This window comes from Paenochrobactrum pullorum (assembly GCF_041929845.1).
GTDB lineage: Bacteria > Pseudomonadota > Alphaproteobacteria > Rhizobiales > Rhizobiaceae > Paenochrobactrum > Paenochrobactrum pullorum.
Genome location: NZ_JBHEEH010000003.1, coordinates 14,433 through 32,344, shown reverse-complemented (window position 1 = coordinate 32,344; position 17,912 = coordinate 14,433). Strand labels below are relative to the sequence as shown.

At 50.1% G+C, this 17,912-nt stretch carries 14 protein-coding genes and 2 pseudogenes; 4 read left to right on the top strand and 12 right to left on the bottom strand.

Going from position 1 to position 17,912, the window contains the following annotated elements; translation table 11 throughout:
• Positions 1 to 26 precede the first annotated feature (26 nt).
• Positions 27 to 968, top strand: coding sequence for an isoaspartyl peptidase/L-asparaginase family protein (locus tag JNC77_RS07875; protein WP_374831203.1), 942 nt, complete (start codon positions 27 to 29; stop codon positions 966 to 968).
• A gap of 85 nt (positions 969 to 1,053) precedes the next feature.
• On the opposite strand, the gene JNC77_RS07870 is transcribed toward JNC77_RS07875, so the two are convergent.
• From JNC77_RS07870 to JNC77_RS07820, 11 genes are all read right to left on the bottom strand, one after another.
• Complete coding sequence (locus JNC77_RS07870) at positions 1,054 to 2,520, bottom strand: amidohydrolase family protein (RefSeq protein ID WP_374831201.1); 1,467 nt, start codon at positions 2,518 to 2,520, stop codon at positions 1,054 to 1,056.
• A 10-nt stretch (positions 2,521 to 2,530) separates the two neighbouring features.
• Positions 2,531 to 4,015, bottom strand: a complete 1,485-nt coding sequence (locus tag JNC77_RS07865) for a chlorohydrolase family protein (RefSeq protein WP_374831199.1) — start codon at positions 4,013 to 4,015, stop codon at positions 2,531 to 2,533.
• A gap of 54 nt (positions 4,016 to 4,069) precedes the next feature.
• Positions 4,070 to 5,641: an ABC transporter substrate-binding protein gene (locus JNC77_RS07860; protein ID WP_374831197.1), complete on the bottom strand. Its 1,572-nt coding sequence runs from the start codon at positions 5,639 to 5,641 to the stop codon at positions 4,070 to 4,072.
• A 79-nt stretch (positions 5,642 to 5,720) separates the two neighbouring features.
• On the bottom strand, positions 5,721 to 6,701 hold the full coding sequence (locus JNC77_RS07855; RefSeq protein WP_374831195.1) for an ABC transporter ATP-binding protein: 981 nt from the start codon (positions 6,699 to 6,701) through the stop codon (positions 5,721 to 5,723).
• Positions 6,698 to 7,684 carry an ABC transporter ATP-binding protein gene (locus tag JNC77_RS07850; RefSeq protein WP_374831193.1) on the bottom strand — a complete coding sequence of 329 codons (987 nt, stop codon included), beginning with the start codon at positions 7,682 to 7,684 and terminating at the stop codon, positions 6,698 to 6,700. The genes JNC77_RS07855 and JNC77_RS07850 overlap by 4 nt, the downstream gene beginning before the upstream one ends.
• The gene (locus JNC77_RS07845; protein WP_374831191.1) at positions 7,677 to 9,185 is read right to left on the bottom strand and encodes an amidohydrolase family protein; all 1,509 of its coding nucleotides are present in this window, start codon (positions 9,183 to 9,185) and stop codon (positions 7,677 to 7,679) included. Before JNC77_RS07845 ends, JNC77_RS07850 begins: the two co-directional genes overlap by 8 nt.
• The gene (locus JNC77_RS07840; protein WP_374831189.1) at positions 9,185 to 10,378 is read right to left on the bottom strand and encodes an amidohydrolase family protein; all 1,194 of its coding nucleotides are present in this window, start codon (positions 10,376 to 10,378) and stop codon (positions 9,185 to 9,187) included. Before JNC77_RS07840 ends, JNC77_RS07845 begins: the two co-directional genes overlap by 1 nt.
• 3 nt (positions 10,379 to 10,381) lie before the next feature.
• On the bottom strand, positions 10,382 to 11,314 hold the full coding sequence (locus JNC77_RS07835) for an ABC transporter permease (protein ID WP_374831187.1): 933 nt from the start codon (positions 11,312 to 11,314) through the stop codon (positions 10,382 to 10,384).
• A 9-nt stretch (positions 11,315 to 11,323) separates the two neighbouring features.
• Positions 11,324 to 12,292, bottom strand: coding sequence for an ABC transporter permease (locus tag JNC77_RS07830; RefSeq protein WP_374831185.1), 969 nt, complete (start codon positions 12,290 to 12,292; stop codon positions 11,324 to 11,326).
• Between the two features lie 298 nt (positions 12,293 to 12,590).
• Entirely contained in the window at positions 12,591 to 13,292 is a 702-nt protein-coding gene (locus JNC77_RS07825; protein WP_374831183.1) for an aspartate/glutamate racemase family protein, read from the bottom strand.
• Positions 13,289 to 13,930, bottom strand: a complete 642-nt coding sequence (locus JNC77_RS07820) for a flavin reductase family protein (RefSeq protein ID WP_374831181.1) — start codon at positions 13,928 to 13,930, stop codon at positions 13,289 to 13,291. The genes JNC77_RS07825 and JNC77_RS07820 overlap by 4 nt, the downstream gene beginning before the upstream one ends.
• A 120-nt stretch (positions 13,931 to 14,050) precedes the next feature.
• Between JNC77_RS07820 and JNC77_RS07815 the strand changes: the two genes are divergently transcribed.
• The 3 genes and pseudogenes from JNC77_RS07815 to JNC77_RS07805 form a co-directional block, all read left to right on the top strand.
• On the top strand, positions 14,051 to 14,734 hold the full coding sequence (locus tag JNC77_RS07815; RefSeq protein ID WP_374831179.1) for a GntR family transcriptional regulator: 684 nt from the start codon (positions 14,051 to 14,053) through the stop codon (positions 14,732 to 14,734).
• A 396-nt stretch (positions 14,735 to 15,130) separates the two neighbouring features.
• Positions 15,131 to 16,171 (top strand): annotated as a pseudogene (locus tag JNC77_RS07810) (IS110 family RNA-guided transposase).
• Between the two features lie 15 nt (positions 16,172 to 16,186).
• Positions 16,187 to 16,357 (top strand): annotated as a pseudogene (locus tag JNC77_RS07805) (IS6 family transposase); the annotation flags it as partial.
• Positions 16,358 to 16,739: 382 nt separating this feature from the next.
• On the opposite strand, the gene JNC77_RS07800 reads toward JNC77_RS07805, so the two are convergent.
• Positions 16,740 to 17,900 carry a Gfo/Idh/MocA family protein gene (locus JNC77_RS07800; protein ID WP_374831177.1) on the bottom strand — a complete coding sequence of 387 codons (1,161 nt, stop codon included), beginning with the start codon at positions 17,898 to 17,900 and terminating at the stop codon, positions 16,740 to 16,742.
• Positions 17,901 to 17,912: the final 12 nt, after the last annotated feature.

The window sequence follows — 17,912 nt, the reverse complement described above, 5'->3', positions numbered from 1 at the left end:
GGACATACCAATATCTGAGGAATATTATGTCTGAAATTACTCCTGTTATTGCACTCCACGGTGGTGCGGGCACGATCTTGAAAACCAATATGACACCGGATCGTGAAGCTGCATATCATGCAGGTCTCAAAGCCTGTCTGGAAGCAGGTTTGAATATTTTGAATGAAGGCGGAACCGCTCTTGATGCTGTAACTGCTGCCGTGATGGCACTGGAAGACAATCCTCTTTTTAACGCCGGACGAGGCGCTGTTTTTACGACTGATGCAACCCATGAAATGGATGCGGCCGTTATGGATGGTGCAACACGGGATTGCGGAGCGATTACCGGTATTTGTGGCCCGCGTCATCCGGTTTTGGCCGCCCGTGCAGTGATGGAAAAAACGGAGCATGTCTTTTTGGGGGGTGAGGGTGCCAAACGTTTTTGTGAAAAAGCAGAGTTGGAAATGATGGAACCGGAATGGTTTTCCACCCAGCAACGCCTTGATGCTTTGAATGCCGAAATGGAGCGCCGCCGTTTGGGTCTGGCCGATGATGGTGATCCGGCTCGTAAACATGGCACTGTGGGTGCTGTGGCGCTGGACAAACATGGCCATGTTGCGGCTGCAACGTCCACAGGCGGCATGACTGCGAAAACACCTGGTCGTGTAGGCGACAGCCCAGTTATCGGCGCAGGCACTTGGGCAGATGATAAAACCGCTGCTATTTCTGCCACCGGTCATGGTGAATATTTCATTCGTTGGGCAGTGGGGCACGAAATTGATGCACGTATGCGTTGGGCCAATCAAAGCCTTGCGCAAGCCGCAGGTGATGTGGTGCGTGAATTGGGTGAAGTGGGTGGTTCAGGCGGATTGATTGCTATTGATGGCAAAGGCAATATTGAACTGCCATTTAATAGTCCGGGCATGTACCGTGCTTGGTGCGGTGCTGATGGTGTCATCCATACCGGTATTTACGGCAAAGATGATTAAGCGACTTTGATTATATTATAAAACAAAAGAGGCCGTTATCGGCCTCTTTTTTAAATCATATCTGCATCATGGGGCTTCTTTTATCTTATGACCAGGGTGCGACTTCGACAGGCTCGTCGAAAGTGCGGTAAACCTGCCCCCAGCCCGGATCTCGAAGATGCTCGCCAAGTCCGGCTCTGGTGACAAATTCACGGGCAACACGGTTGCCTTCGTGTAAAGCTTCCGCTTCATCGACGTTCAGTGCACGGCGGTCATCATAGATGGTTTTGCCATTGACCATCACGGTTTCAACATCACTGCCAATTGCTTGCGCAATCAAACGATGCACCGGCTGCCAATCAGGCGTCAGGTGAGGTGCTTGCATATCGATGACGATAATATCTGCCTTTTTGCCAATTTCCAGCGAGCCGATTTCATGATCCAGTCCCAAAGCACGCGCCGCGTCGATAGTGATCATTTCCAGTACTTTACCCGGCGGGAAATAATAGCGGTCATGATTACGCAAGACATGCTGGGTTGCTTGGAACAGCCGCGCCGTTTGCAAAATATCAAAAAAGCGGTTTGGTGCCGTTCCATCGGTGGTAATCGCCACATTGACACCGCGAGCCATCATTTCAATCACCGGCGTAGAACGGCCGGGAGGTGCATGGGTGACAGAGGTGCCGGTCTCGGCCAGAATATCAATTTCCTGATGCGAAATACCCCAGCAATGCTGTAGATGAATATCAGGGCCAAGCAGCGCATTTTCTTTGTCTTGCGCCGCAAGTCTGATTTGACCCGCAAAAGCATCTGAATGAAGCCTCACACCATATTTACGTGCAAGTTCTCTGACAGAGCGGGCATGATCACGATCAACCTGTTTGAGCTGTGCTGCTTGATCAGGCGAAGACATATTGGACGGGTCAACCGAAGGCACGATGGTAAAAGGGGTTAAATAAACACGAATGCGACCATCGCCGCTGCCATCAATGGATTGGATGGTTGCCTCTGCCCCTTCCATCATTTCATCAAAAGTCACGGCATGGCGTACAGGCTTGCCGCTGTCCCAGCGTGTTGCCTCTCGCGGCCACGGCAGGCCTGCGGGACCGGTACAAATAATCTCGCGCAGGCCTATTTGTTCATAAGCGCGGGCATGACCAATAGCAAATTCGGGATCATCGCTGCGTGGCATGGAACTGATGATGCTGACACCAGTTGTGACACCGGCGCGAAGACGCTCCAAGCCAGAAACCATGCCTTCGACAGCCCAGAATTCACGCGTGGTCGCATGCCAATAAGCAGGTGTCACAATACGCATCCATAACGGATTGGTATCAACACCAATGCCGCGGATCAAACAATGTCCGGCATGACCATGCGCGTCGATAAGGCCGGGCATAACCAGTTTGCCGTGGCAATCAATCACTTTGTCTTCTGGTTTAGGTGCAGCTTCATCCGATCGGCCAATCCCGATAATCCGGTCGCCTGCAACACGCACAAAACCATTTTCGATGATCCGGCGGTCGGCGTCCATCGTCAAAACAGTGGCATTTGTGAAAATGGTTTCAATCATAGCAACCTCGTCAATATTCAATAATGGGAAAAGCGGGGCGGAAAAGCTGGTTTACAGAAGGATGTTTCCAGCTCCGGTCGGGATATTTTTCGACCAAGCCTTCAAATTGTGTTTGCGCTTGCACGCGTGCGGCTTTGATATCGATATTAGCCACCTGACCACGGCGCATTGACAATCTGCCATCAACAAAAACCGCTTCGGTAACTTTGCCTGTCCCGCCCAGAACCAATGTTGTGATTGGATCAACGGTTGGGGTCATCGCCGGATCATCCAGCCGGAAGATGGCGATATCAGCAAGTGCGCCAGCTTCGAGTTTGCCAATGTCGGAACGTTTTAAAGCGCGTGCTCCACCAAGGGTGGCAGCATTAAAAAAATCCGCGCTGAAGGCGGCATCGGAACGCTTTTCCGCAATCCGGCAGGCCGTAAGACCTGTCAGCATATTCATCCACATATCCTGTGGTGCGGTATCGGTCGCCATACCGATATTGATGCCTTTTTGCCGTATCGACGCAAAGCTTTTCAAAATAGAACCCATACGTGCAGAGACAAGCGGGGAATGCGCAAGTGTCACGCCATGTTCGGCATAAAGATCAAGATCAGTTTCAGTTGCGTGGGTGCCGTGTGGTGCGATCACCCGATCATTGAAACAACCAAGTGAGGTGAGCCATTCAGCTGAAGTTGCGTCATGCAAACGGCGCATCATATCAACCTCGAATTGACCTTGCGCCATGTGAATGCGAACAGGAACATCAAGCTCATCTGCTGCTTTGAATGTCGCTTGCATCAATTTGGCCGTATTGGTTTCGACGCGGTCAGGTGCAAGCAAACCATTGATCAAACCGGCACCATCGCCCGCGCGACGACGGATAAAATCACATGCCGTTTCAAGGCCTTTAAAGCCGCGTTCTTCATCAAAATAAAGATCAATCGTGCCGTGCTGATCAACGACTGCACCACCCGATCGATAAGCAGGACTTAAGAAAACCCTTAAGCCAATATCAATGGCTGCATCGGCAGCAGCATCAAATTCATGCGCCGTTTCCGCCCATTCACGATAATATAAGGATGCAATCGGCAGTGCGGTTGTCACACCGTTTAAAAGTGAGGTGGCGAATGAAAATTTCTTCTGGAAAGCAAGCTCTTCAGGGGAATACATTTCGTAAGCCCCTTTTGCCAGATAGGTATCAGGATGGATGCGCCCGCGCGACCAGCCCGGCTGGTTATCAAGAACGAGACTATAAGTATCAAGATCGGACAGAGCATCAAGGTCGATCAAACCCGGAGATATCAGTGCGGCACCAAAATCAAGATGGCGCGCAACGTCACCTTCAAAGCGTGAGCCGACATAGATTATGCAATTGCCTTCAATCACCAATTCGCCATTGCGGTGAAAAACATGGCTGCCGTCGCGATAACCCAAAAGCCAATCTGCGGTCAGCAGAGTTCGGCCTTGGGGACGCTGCCCCAAGTGTAATTTATCAAGCTCGTTCGGCATGAAGCCCCCTCATAAAATGCCGCTCCGTCAAAACGGAGCGGCATGATAGTTTTATTATTTGGCCTGACCTACAACGGTGAACCAATGGCGTGCTTTATTGTCGGCCCGTAAATCCATTGACTCAATTTTCTTGTTTGTTGCCCATGCAATCGGCTGTTGATGCAGCGGAATGGCCATCACTTCATCTTTGGCGATCTTCAAAGCTTCGCCCTCCAGTTTGATACGCTCATCCGGATCAACCATATTTGCAGCCTCGCGCACTTTTTCATCGAGAGCCGGAACCGACCATCCGCCATAGTTTGAAACGCCAAATGTGCCATCTTTAGTTGCGAGCACTTGCGAAAGCAGTGAAAAGGCATCCAGTGTCGGTTCATTGGCCCAGCTTAAGTTGAAAACTTCAGTTTCACCTTTTGAACGCTTAGGAGATTGAATAGCGCGCGGCCCCATGTCGATTGTCGGTTTGAAACCTGCACGGGTCAGTAAGTTTGAAATGGCCTGACACCAATCTTCTTCATTGATGCTTTCATCGTTCATGCAGGTATAATTGAAAGCGAGACCTTCTTTGCCCGCTTCTGCCAAGAGCGCCCGCGCTTTTTCCGCATTGGCTGGCTCATAGGTATCAATTTCAGCTGAATAACCTGCAATATCAGGTGCAATCAGTGAACCGGAAGGGCGCGCCAGCCCACGCATGACACGTTTATTGATCAGATCACGATCAATCGCCAATTCAAACGCCTGACGCACACGAATGTCGTTAAACGGATTTTCCGCACCATTTGGTAACTTGTCACGGCGGTTAAAGCCGACGAAAACCGTACGCAACTCGGTCAGGCTTTTAACATTTACGTTCGGATCGGCATTCAAGCGATCGAGATCCTGAATAGGTGCACTGTCAATAATATCGATCTCGCCGGAAAGGAGAGCGGCAACACGCGTGGCCGCAGAGGTAATTGGAATATATTCAAGACGATCAACATTATGTTGGCGCTCGTCCCACCAATTTTCATAGGCTGTCAGAACCGTCATGGCATCCGGTTTGCGGCTTTCCAATTGGAAAGGGCCGGTGCCGTTGGTGTGCGTTGTGGCGTAGCCTTCTTTACCCTCATCATAGCGTGTTGGTTCTTCAGTATTGTTGGCTTTGAGCCAGCCTTCATCGAAGATAAAAATATTGGTGATGTCATTGAGGAAAAGCGATGATGGTGAAGTCACATCGATTTCAACTGTGTGATCATCAATTTTTCGAACGTCTTTATAAAGCGGCATATTACCTTTGAGCGGTGAATTCGGATCACCCGCGCGCTTGAAGGAAGCAACAACATCATCTGCGGTAAATTCTGCTCCGTCGTGGAATTTTACGCCTTCACGCAGTTTGAAGCGCCAGCTTTTATTGTCGACCAATTCCCACTCTGTGGCGAGCGCCGGTTCAAGCTTGAAGGTCTTGTCATAGCGGATTAGGCCTTCATAAATATGATTGAGGAAGGCAAGGTTCGAGGTGGATGGAATGGAATTTGGATCGAGCGAGTAAATATCCGCCCGCGAACCCCATTTAACTGTTTCGGCTTGCGCAGAAAATGCGCTGACTGAAAGCGCCAAAGCGGCGGCGGCAAGTTTAATGATAGTAGACATAGTTCCTCTCCTAAGGTCTGTTGTTCTTATTGTTGGTATTGAATGGGTTATGGTTGGTTTTGCTGCAAAGTCCTCTTTTTCAGGCAAGGTGACAGGCAACGCGTGCTCCATCGGTTTTTTGCATCAATTCTGGTCGTTCAACTTTGCATTTTGCTTCTGCAATCGGGCAGCGTGTATGAAACGGGCAGCCGGGCGGTGGTGCCAGCGGACTTGGAACTTCTCCGGCAACAATCTCGCGATCACGATGCGGCTCGTTTACGTTCGGAATAGTGTGTAACAACAAGCGCGTATAGGGATGTTTGGGATCGGCAAACAGCGTTTCCGTATCGGCTTCTTCGACAATACGCCCAAGATACATAACAGCGATTTTATCCGACATGTGGCGGACAACAGACAAATCATGGCTGATGAAGAGATAGGTCAGCCCCAATTCATCCTGCAATTTGCGCATCAGATTGAGAATTTGTGCCTGCACCGAAACGTCCAGTGCTGATGTCGGTTCGTCGCAAATCAGAAAGTCGGGTTCGGATGCCAATGCACGGGCAATAGAAATTCGCTGGCGTTGTCCGCCGGAAAATTCATGCGGAAACTTGTCGCCATCCGTTGCAGCCAACCCTACGATACCGAGCAACTCTGCCACACGGGCATCAATTTCGGCTGCGCTATTGCGCAGTTTCAATTCGCGTAAAGGTTCTGCAATGATATTCTTTACCCGCCAGCGCGGATTGAGCGACGCATAGGGATCTTGAAAGATCATCTGGGCAGAAAGCGGCACACCATTTTTGCCAGCCAGAAAGCGGATTTCGCCCGATGTTGGTGCATAAATGCCGGTTACAAGCCTTGCAACCGTTGATTTTCCGCAGCCGGATTCTCCTACAAGGCTATAGCAGCCACCGTGGGGAACCGAAAAACTGACATCACTGACCGCATGCAAAAATTTGCGCGGCTGCCGGTAAATCAAACGATTAAGAAAGGACGGCGAGGCATCAAAGATGCGATCAAGATGGCTGACCTTTAATGCTGTGCTCTCGGCAGTTGCCATATTTTGTTGTCTTGTCATTGCACACCTCCGTTTTGCAACCAGCATGCCGCAGCACCAGTTGATGTTGGTATGAGCTCCGGTAGTTCACGGCTGCAACGCGGCCCTGCTGAAATACAGCGCGGATTAAAAGCGCAACCTGGCGGGATTGCATTGAGACGCGGCATTGCACCGTCGATTTGATGAAGATGGGCAACACGTGCGCCGAGCGCTGGAATAGAAGCCATCAGCCCTTTGGTATAAGGATGGGAGGGGCTTTTCAGCACTGTTTCAACTGAACCGACCTCGATCAGACGACCTGCATACATAACGGCAATGCGGTCAGCCGTTTCGGCAATGACCCCCATATCATGCGTGACAAGCAGCACGGCTGTTCCATGTTCTTTGCAAAGTTTGCGCAAGAGTCCGGTGATCTGCGCTTGAATCGATACGTCCAGCGCGGTGGTTGGTTCATCGGCGATAATAAGCTTTGGTTTGGCCGCCAGCGCCAGCGCTATAACAACCCGTTGACGCATCCCGCCGGAAAATTGATGAGGATAATGATCAACACGCTCATTGGGTGCGGGAATGCCGACTTCAATCAGAAGCTCGATTGCACGTTTGCGGGCATCTGCTTTGCTCATTGATTTTTGGTGTTGACGGATGGTCTCCACAAGCTGTGCGCCGACTGTAAAAAGCGGGTTCAACGAGGTTAAAGGATCTTGAAAAATCGCACCGATTTCCCGACCGCGGATCGTTTCCATATCCCGATCATTAAGCCCGTCAATACGACGGCCATTGAGCCAGATTTCACCGGACGCAATATGGCCAGGGCGTTCAAGCAGCCCTTGAATGGCGAGGCCGGTCATGGATTTACCGGCACCCGATTCACCCACCATGCCTAAAATTTCGCCAGGCTTGATTGTCAGCGAAACCTTGTTGAGTGCTGTCACCGTGCCATGACGGTTTGGAAATTCTACCACAAGGTCTTTGACTTCAAGACAATTTTGTACTGATTCAGCCATCAACATTCTCCCGCATGACATAGCTTGGAGGAAAAATTTCGCTGACAGGCGGATGGCCCCATGTGCGTGCAGGATATTGCGCGACCAGACGATCAAATTGCGCCTGTGCCTCATCACGTGCGGCTTGCATGTCAATGCCTGCAACTTCGCCAAAGCGCATCGAGAGACGGCCATCGACAAAAACTGCGCGTGTCACCTTGCCTGATCCGCCGGTGACCAATGTAGTGATCGGATCAATTGACGGCGCCATCATCACATCATCAAGCCCGAAAACCGCAATATCTGCACGTGCACCTTTCATAAGCCGACCCAAATCTGGGCGGTTGAGTGCCTTTGCGCCACCAAGAGTTGCCGCATCGAAAAGATCGCGTGTCATGATGCGCTCAGGCCCGCCATCATTCATCCGGCATGTGATGAAACCTACTAAAAGGTTCATCAACATATCAGGCGGCGTTGTATCCGTGCCCATCGCAATATTGATGCCAAGATCGCGTAGCTTGGAAAAACTGTTGAGGCTGCCGCCGCCACGTCCGGAAACCAACGGACAATGGATGACCGAAACACCATGCTCGGCGTAAAGTGCAAGATCTTCTTCTGTCGCTTCGGTGGCATGAGGTGCCATCAAACGTGATGAAAGCAGCCCTTCTTTGGCAAGCCAGACAGGTGCAGTCGAGCCGTAAAGCGCGCGGACAGTTTCAACTTCCATCACACCTTGCGCCATATGCAGGCGCACCTGTACATCAAGCTCTTCTGCCCGTTTCATCGTTTCACGGATTAAGCCCGCCGTTGCGGTTTCCACGCGGTCCGGCGCAAACAGCCCCTGTATCAAACCGTCATAACGGCCCGCTTGGCGTGCGATATAATCACTGGCAGCATCAAGACCTGCAAACCCACGCGGCTCGTCAAAATGTGCCCGCATGTCACCCGGTTGATGCAAAACCATGCCGCCGGAGCGATAGGCGGGCGATAAGAAAACACGTAAGCCCAATTCACCGGCAGCATCGGCCGCCGCATCAAATTCGGCTACTGTTTCGCCCCATTCCCGATAAAAAAGCGAGGCGATGGGGGCTGCTGTCGTAATACCATTTAAAAGCAGTTGTCCGAAAGCAAAGCGCTTTTGAAACACCAGTTCCTCAGCGGAATACATCTCATATGGCCCGTTTTCGACGTAAGAAAGCGGCCACACGCGCCCTTTTTTCCAAGACGGAAAATGGTCGATCCCAAGAATGGTGGTGTCGAGATCGGACAAAGCATCAAGGTCAATGAGGCCGGGTGAAATCAGTGATGCGCCGAAGTCAATACGGCGCGCAACATCACCGCCAAAACCATGACCGGTAAAAATAACCAACCCGTTTTCGATGACCACTTCACCGTTTTTAAGAAGGATGTGCTGGTCGTTTTCATGGGCAAGAACCCATTGAGCGGTCAGCAAGGTGCGGCCATCAGGGCGAGCACCCAGTGTCAGATCCGCCAATGCGGCTTGTGCAGGATTATGTTTCATTATGGCATGCTCACAATGCAGATTCCGTTGCGGGCAACAACTTGGCCGTTTTTCACAACTAGTGGTGGTGTTGCGGGCTGCACAACGGCATGGCCGATTGTTTGTCCCTGCAAAAGCGTGAAATCAGCTTTACAGCCAGTTTTAACGCCATAACCCTCAAGGCGCATGAGATCAGCGCCGCCCTGACTGACAAGTTCAAGCATGTGGCGCAGATCAATATCGGAGCGCACACCATTTTTCATGCCGATAATCCTTGCACGATCCATCATGTCGGGCAGGCCCCAAGGCCCCCATGTATCGCGGATGCCGTCACAGCCGGCACCCACACGGATGCCCGCTTCACGCAACCGTTTGAGTGATGGCACCGTTGCCGAAGGCGCACCTGTCGTGGCTATGCCGATATCGAGTTCAGCGATTTGTTCGATCAATTGCTCGACACGCAGGTAATCATTCATCCCCAATGCAAAAGCGTGACTGATATCCACCTTGCCTTGCATGCCATTTGCACGCACGCGGGCAAATATCTGCTCCATGGTAAAGGCACCCAGTTCGCCTGCTTCATGAAGATGGATGTCAATCGGCTTGCCATGTTTTACAGCCAGCGCAAAAATGGCATCCAGCTGCCCCTTCGGATCATGGTCAATGCCGCATGGGTCGATGCCGCCCAAAACCTCGCAACCATTGGCCAATGCCTCGTCAAGGAGATCAATGACACCGGGCATGACCATCACGCCGGACTGCGGGAAGGCGACAATTTGAATGTCGATAATGCCTTGCAATTTCTCGCGGGTTTTTTGCACACCCTCAACCAAACGCAAACCATGTGTCAGATCAATATCGACATGGCTGCGGATATGTGAAGCCCCATGTGCTGCATGGCTGATGGCATGGCGCATGGACTGGACATGCGGATCAAGCCCTAATTCGAGCCGGTTTTCCCGTTCGAAATCAATCCGTCCGCGCAAATTGGCAGGACGGTTATTGACATGCCAATCCATGTTCCATGTCGTTTTGTCGAGATGGGTATGTGCATCGATGAGCCCTGGCCAAAGAATGGCATTATTACCGTCCTCGGTTGGAAAGTCAGGCAAATCAGCAATCTTGCCATATTCAACAATAATACCGTCACGGATCAAGACATCTGTCGTTTCTTCACCCAAAGGGCGGATGTTGCGGATAATGAGATCAGACATGATTTACCTCAGCTTTGGATTAAGGGCATCGCGCAACCAATCACCAAGAAGGTTGACCGAGACGACCAGCAAGGAAAGTTGAACAACCGGAAAGATCACCATCCACCAAAGACCGGAAAACAGATATTGGTTGCCGATACGGATCAATGTGCCAAGCGAAGGCTGGCCCGGAGGCATGCCAATGCCTAAAAAGGAGAGGGTGGCTTCTGTTAAAATCGCCATGCCGAAGCTCAAAGTAGCTGCGACCAAAACAGGCGTCAGCGTATTGGGCAGGATGTGATTGAACATGATGCGGCGGTTGGGAACATTTAAAAGTTTTGCCGCCATGACATATTCTTTGCCACGCTCGACAATAGCCTGTGCCCGCACGGTTCGTGCATATTGCACCCATGCCGACAAGGTGATGGCAAGAACCAGCACACCGGCAGCTCCGATTTCACGTAAATCGGGCGGTAAAATTTGGCGCACGACAGTCGAGACAAGGATCGCGATCAAAATTGTCGGAATAGACAAGACAATATCGCCGATCCGCATCAAAAGATCATCAAGAAGACCGCCGAAATAACCCGCAAACAGGCCGAAGCTCAAACCGATAATCAATGAGAAAAACACAGAAGCAAAACCGATCATAACGGAAATGCGGGTGCCGTATAGCAAGACCGACAACATATCGCGGCCTTGTGTGTCGGTGCCAAGGATAAACGGCATTTGGCCGCCTTCCTGCCAGATCGGCGGAAGCTCCGATAACCACATATCCAGTGATGCTGTGTCATAAGGATTTTGCGGGGCGATATAGGGAGCCAGCAGTGCAGAGCCGAGCAAAACAATGAGCAGGAAGGCACCAATACGTGCCGACCATGAGTTTTTAAACGACCACCAGAGATCACTGTTGCGGATACGCTGGATACGTGAAGGTGTCGTGCTTGTTGTCGCCATATCCCCCCCCTATTTCGAGTTGCGCAATCGAGGGTCGATCACAGCATAGGTGATATCAACCATCGTATTGAGGAAAACAAAGATAAAAGAGACAAGGCAAAGATAGGCCGCCATGACCGGTATATCGATGAATGTCACGGCCTGAATGAATAACATGCCCATCCCCGGCCATTGAAAAACTGTCTCTGTAATCAGAGCAAAAGCAATCAGTGTGCCGATATTCATGGCGGTCAGGGTTACAACCGGCATCAGACAATTACGAAGTGCATGACGGAAGTAAATTTTGTGACGGTTGATGCCGCGGGCACGGGCAAATTTCACATAATCCGAGCGCATAACCTCAAGCATTTCTGCTCTGACAAGACGCATGATGAGTGTAATTTGATAAAGTGCCAGCGAGACTGAAGGCAAAACCAGTGCCAATAGTCCTGTTTTGGTCAAGAAGCCTGTTGTCCACCAACCAAAATCAACCACTTGTCCGCGCCCGAAAGCCGGTAGAATGCCAAGGTTTACGGAAAAAACAAGGATCAACAAAATACCGACGACAAAACTTGGCAGGGAAACACCAACAATCGAGCCGAATTGCAAAAACTCCGAGTACCATTTCCCGCGTTTGATTGCGGTCAGAACCCCAAGCGGCAAGCCAATCACAAGCGACAAAATAGTTGCAACAATGACCAATTCCATGGTTGCCGGAAAACGTTCGGCAATCAGGCCGAGCACGTCTTGTCCGTTTCGGTAAGAAATTCCAAATTCGCCATGTGCGGCATTGCTGACAAAACGCATATATTGAACAAGAAAACTGTCATTGAGTCCCAGTTTTTCACGCAATAACTCACGATCAGCTTCAGTAGTTTGCTCGGATGACATCATGTCGACCGGATCGCCCGCAAGGCGGAAAATCAAGAAGGCGAGAAATGCTACAGAGAGCATCACAACAATCGCATTGGCGAGTTTTTTAATGATAAAAACAATCATGGCTTACATCCGTAGCCAGCCAATAATCCGAGATTAACCAGACAGGGAAAGCAATCTTTCCGCCGCTGCGGCGACGGGTATCCGTCACGACCGTCCAGTAACGCAATAAGCGTTCTCAGTCTCATCAAATTCTCTCCTCCCAGTGCCGTGTTCAGAAACACGTCGATATCGAAAAAGTTAGCTACATCAAAAATTCTGTCAACTGTTTTGTAGACAATCTTGCAGAAGATCCTCCAAATCTTTCTGCTAACAGACCAAATTTTGATGCGACATATTGCTCGCTACTCTTTGGATGTACTCATCCTTTAACCCGTGGAAAGGCATAAGCATTAGATTTTGAAGTCCGCAAACCGGCACCAATGAGGGCTTCGGCAAGTTTAATGGCAACCACAACGCCATCGATGACAACAACACCAGTGGCATTTGTAAGTTTGGCAGCCATTTCCGACATGCCTGCACAACCAAGGACGACTGCTTCAGCTCCATCTTCATCGCGAGCACGCGAGATCTCATCAATCAGAAGCCTAAAAGCCTGATTGGCTTCTGCTTCGATAGATAAAACCGGCAGGTTAATGGCACGCACTTTGCGGCAATGACCTGAAGCACCATAAAGCTTCACCAGATCTTCAATCACAGGCACTGAACGCGGCAGTGTCGTAATGATAGAAAAGCGTTTTGCCAGTATCATTGCCGCCTGTATGCCTGCCTGACAAATACCAATGACCGGCCCCGCGGCCACTTCTCGGGCTGCATCAAGACCGGGATCATCAAAACACGCAATAACTGTAGCCTCAGCACCATTTATTTCTGCACGACGGATTTGGTTCAGCATAGAGGGAACAGACATGGCCTCATCGGCAAAACCTTCAATACTGCGCGGTGCACCAATGCCTGTGCCGGTCTCAATGGTTGTAATCGCAGAAGCCACACGTTGCGCGCTTTTCAGCGCGACTTTTGTCATGTTTTCTGTCGAATTAGGATTGATCAGGAAGATTTTCATCTTTTTTCTTTTTCTTCTATATGCTTGTGCAACTCGTCTAATTTAGGCGCTTTCAGCACAAATTGCCGATCCGAAACAATGTAGTTGTCACTGTGAAGGCGGGCTATCGGATGGTAAATTTCAGGGTTCACATAACGTCCTTGTTCATCCAGACAATCGCGGCGAACATGCATATGAACGACCTCGCCGATCACTAAAACACGACGCGGATATTCGATCAGACGTTCAACCTTGCACTCCATTGCGCAAGGGCTGGCGGGTATCCACGAGCAATCAATTTGCTTACCGGCTTTGACCGTTTCACCGGCCAGTTTTAATTCATCAACGCCTGTCTCGACCCCCAAACCACAAACAAGCATGGTTTGGGAAAGAGCCATATCAACCATGTTGACGGTGAATTCTGACGTGCGGCGGATATTGGCTACAGTGTCTTTTTCACGGCCGTCCAGCTTTGGTTGAATGCCTAAAACCACCAAAGGAGGCTCGTGTGAAAAAACATTGAAAAAGCTCATCGGAGCGCCATTATCTTGGCCATCGATACAACGTGTCGTTACAAGTGCAATAGGGCGGGGGCCAATAAAATTAGTCAGCAACCGATAACGGTCAGCCGCATCGATTGCTGTGAAATCAAAATCCATCGGAACCCCCACTCGACTCATTTTTAGATTAATTGTCTACTAGATTGTCGACAATATTGACATCATTTCTTCTGGATTAAAAGAAAAAAATAAGTTAGCTTCAAATCAAACAATTTCAGGATGACCATGGAAGCGCTAACCATAGAACAGATCGCGGAACGAATCTGGCTTTCGATTGCAGAACGTCGGTTACGTCCGGGGACGCGGCTGAAAGAAACGGAACTCGCAGAAATTTTTGGTATCAGCCGGGCACGTGTGCGGCAGGTCTTAACCATACTTGCGCATGAAGGTTTGATTGAAACTGAGACAAATAAAGGTGCTTTTGTTGCCGAGCCGAGCGTCGAGGATGCGAAGGATATTTTTTACATCCGCCGTGCCGTCGAGCAACGTGTGCTTGAACGTTTAGTCGATCGTCTGGACGGTGCTAAAGTTGATGCAATGCTGCAACACGTCGAACTTGAACGCATTGCAAATGACAAAAATGACAAACGTGAGATTATTAAATTGTCTGGCGGGTTTCATTTAATGTTGGCTGAAATGTCAGGAGCCTCATTTCTGACCGGATTGATGCGTGATCTTATCAGTCGCAGTTCCTTGATCACGGCAGCATTTCGCAATTCTGATAAACATAATTGCGGCCCTGATGAGCATGCAGAAATTATCGAGTTCTTACGTAAGGGTGATCTGAAAGCGGCGAAGAAAGCCATGGCGCATCACCTTGATCATGTCGAAAGGGAGTTGAGGCTTTCCGGCGACAAAGAGAGCGTGAAAAGTTTACGGGATGCTTTACAACACAGCGAATAAAAGGCTTAAGATTTAAGCGCTTATTCAAAAATTAATTTTTATAATATGAAATCTGTTGTTCTTAAACATATTTATCATTTACTCGCTCTCTCGGTTGGGAGTGAAATGATAGTTTGAATATTTTGCCCTGTTGCCCAACGAGTATCATTGGTTAACAAAATCACTGCCCGGTCTCAATGGGCAGACTAGAGGGACTTTTCGCTAAGTTTTTGAATTAGCGATTGCTTAATCATAATATTGAATGCTGGTCTATCGTCGCAGGAGATTGCCCGTCGCCTGTTTCCGAACGACCCTCGTGAGGCTCGGTTTTGGCTGGTGATCTCGTATAGGAGTTTGGCTTGGCGTTCACATCCCTTTACTGGATCCCGCCACACGCCAATCATGGGAGTATAGTAAATGGCATATATCGATGTCGATCTTCATACCAACAGTTTTACTGCCTGCCATCTGGATCAGGACAGCGGTGAAGCGCTCGCCACGTATCAGCTGGCCCAGGCCGATCTTGACCAATTTTGCGCAACCCTGTCAGTTGATGACGAAATCGCGGTAGAGGCGACGGGCAACAGTTCATGGTTCTGTGATCAGGTGATCGGCATTGTCAAACGCGTTGTTGTGGTCAATGCCAAACAATTTCAGGTGATCCGCAAATCGGTGAAAAAGACCGACAAGAACGATGCGCGGGCTTTGGCGTTCTTTCTGTCGAAGGACATGTTACCGGAAACTCAGGTGACATCCACGCGCGACAGTGAATTGGCTTCGCTGACCCATACCCGCGACCTGCAGGTCAAACAGCGCACGCGGCTGTTGAACAAGATCTACGCCCAATTTGTCTGACACGGCATTAAGATCAAAAAAAGTCTCGGCTCAAGGCGGGCGCTGGAAAAGCTGGAGATTACGCTCTTCTCTGCGCTTGAATAGTTTGAATTGACGATCATCCGTGATCAGGCCATCAGCCTGACGGTGGCCAGTGCTAAAATAGATAAGGAAATTGAAACCGCTGCCGCGCAGCTTGATGGCTATAAGGGACTGGATTCCATCAAGGGCATTGGTCTCCGCTCGGCAGCCGTGCTTCTGACGTCGATCGGCAATGTTGCAGATTTTGACAGCTCCAACAAATTGGCGACCTATCTGGGTATCGTGCCGAAGGTCAGCCAGTCCAACGATACCGACAATCGTGATCGGATCACCAAACGCGGGGACAAGCTGGCGCGCACCACACTGGTTCAATGTACACTGATGGCGATCCGCGATTCCGGCTACCTCAACAGCTATTACCGGCGCATCAAGGAGCGGCCCGGTACGGGCAAGGCCACCATCGCCACCGCGCAAAAGCTGCTCGCCATCATCTATGACACCCTTAAGAATAAATGGGTTTTTGACGACTTTCCCAATTTTAAAATCGCAACCAAATCAATTGTCTCTGAACAATCATCATAGGAGGACGATATCTCCATGCTGTTAAATGTTCTTGTTGAGAAGCTCAAACAACATTCCAAAAATGACTTTAAAGGTCGTCAGTTTGTGACCTGTCTAGTCCTGCAGGCAGTCAGTTGGTATTTACGCTGTCTCTTAAGCTACCGAGATCTCGAAGAAATATTTCTGGAACGTGGTCTTGAAGTCGACACTCAACCATCAATCATGGCTTTTGAAGTTATGCTATGGCTACGCAAAGGCTTTGGGGTTTCCTGTGACTGGAATGTTATCAAGCAGAATGGGTTGGCGACTTAGTGCTTTGGAAGCATAAAGGTTATTAAAGTATGAACATTATAGCTTTTTTGTCGGAAACACGGCCTGCGAAAAACCTTGCGACAAGCCCGCATAATTGCGTCCACAAATAAGGCCGCTTATGTTCAAACAAAACTTTGTGATACTCCCACCATAAAATGCTACCTGCATTCAGTTAAATGGCGATCCATGCAACAACACCCTCATAGATCGATTTGTATCCGCGCGTAGGTTAAGGTTACACTGCCACTATCTGTGTGGGTTGCGCTGGATAATGCTGTCATTTCAGGCGCGTCCATTGATTGCCAGCCTGACTGGAAGCGACTGAGGCTTCGATAAAGCGCATACCGTCCAAACCGTCGTAGATAGTCGGATAAAGCACTTGCGCATCAGGCTTTACACCTGTTCGCGCAGCACGGATTGCATGGGCTGCTTCTGTGTAAATCGTAGCAAAGCCTTCCAGATAACCTTCCGGATGTCCGCCGGGGATACGGGTAACGCGGTTGGCAGCCGCATTGGCGCCGATACCACCACGGGTGATCAGTTGCTTTGGCCTACCAAAACGCGTGAACCACAGATAATTCGGGTCGGTTTGCGTCCATTCCAGCCCGCCTTTACTACCATAAATACGCAGTTTCAGACCATTTTCGTTGCCGACCGCCACCTGACTTGCCCAGAGAGAACCGCGTGCGCCGCCTTTGTAGCGCAGCATGATCTGCACATCATCATCAAGGCTTCGCCCCTCAACAAAGGATGTCAGCTGTGCCAGCACTTGTTCTGTTTCAAGACCGGAAACAAAACCAGCCAGATGGTAGGCATGAGTGCCGATATCACAAATCGCTCCGCCTGCACCGGAACGTGCCGGATCAGTACGCCATTCTGCCTGCTTATCGCCACTCAGCTCGGAGCGCTCGGTCAGCCAGTCTTGCGGATATTCCACCTGAATGACCCGAATATCACCAAGCTCGCCACTAGCAACCATGCTACGGGCTTGCCGCATCATCGGATAGCCACTGTAATTATGGGTCAGAACAAAAAGCTTTCCGGATTTTTCAACCAGAGCGACCAGTTCTTCGGCTTCTTTCACCGATGTCGTCAATGGCTTGTCACAGATGACATGAATACCGGCATTTAAAAACGCGCGTGCTATCGGCGCATGCAAATGGTTCGGCGTAACAATTGAAACAGCTTCAATGCCATCGATCCGCGCCGCTTCCGCACGCGCCATTTCTTCATAAGAAGCATAGCTTCGATCTGCAGCAATGCCGAGCTCCCGCGCGGATGTGTTGGCTCGCTCCGGATTGGATGACAGCGCTCCGGCGACCAGTTCATATTGATCGTCAATGCGTGCGGCAATCCGGTGAACCGCACCAATAAATGCGCCTTGTCCGCCGCCGACCATTCCAAGCCTGATACGGTGCTGCTGGTGTTCAGTTGCCATAGCATGTTCCTT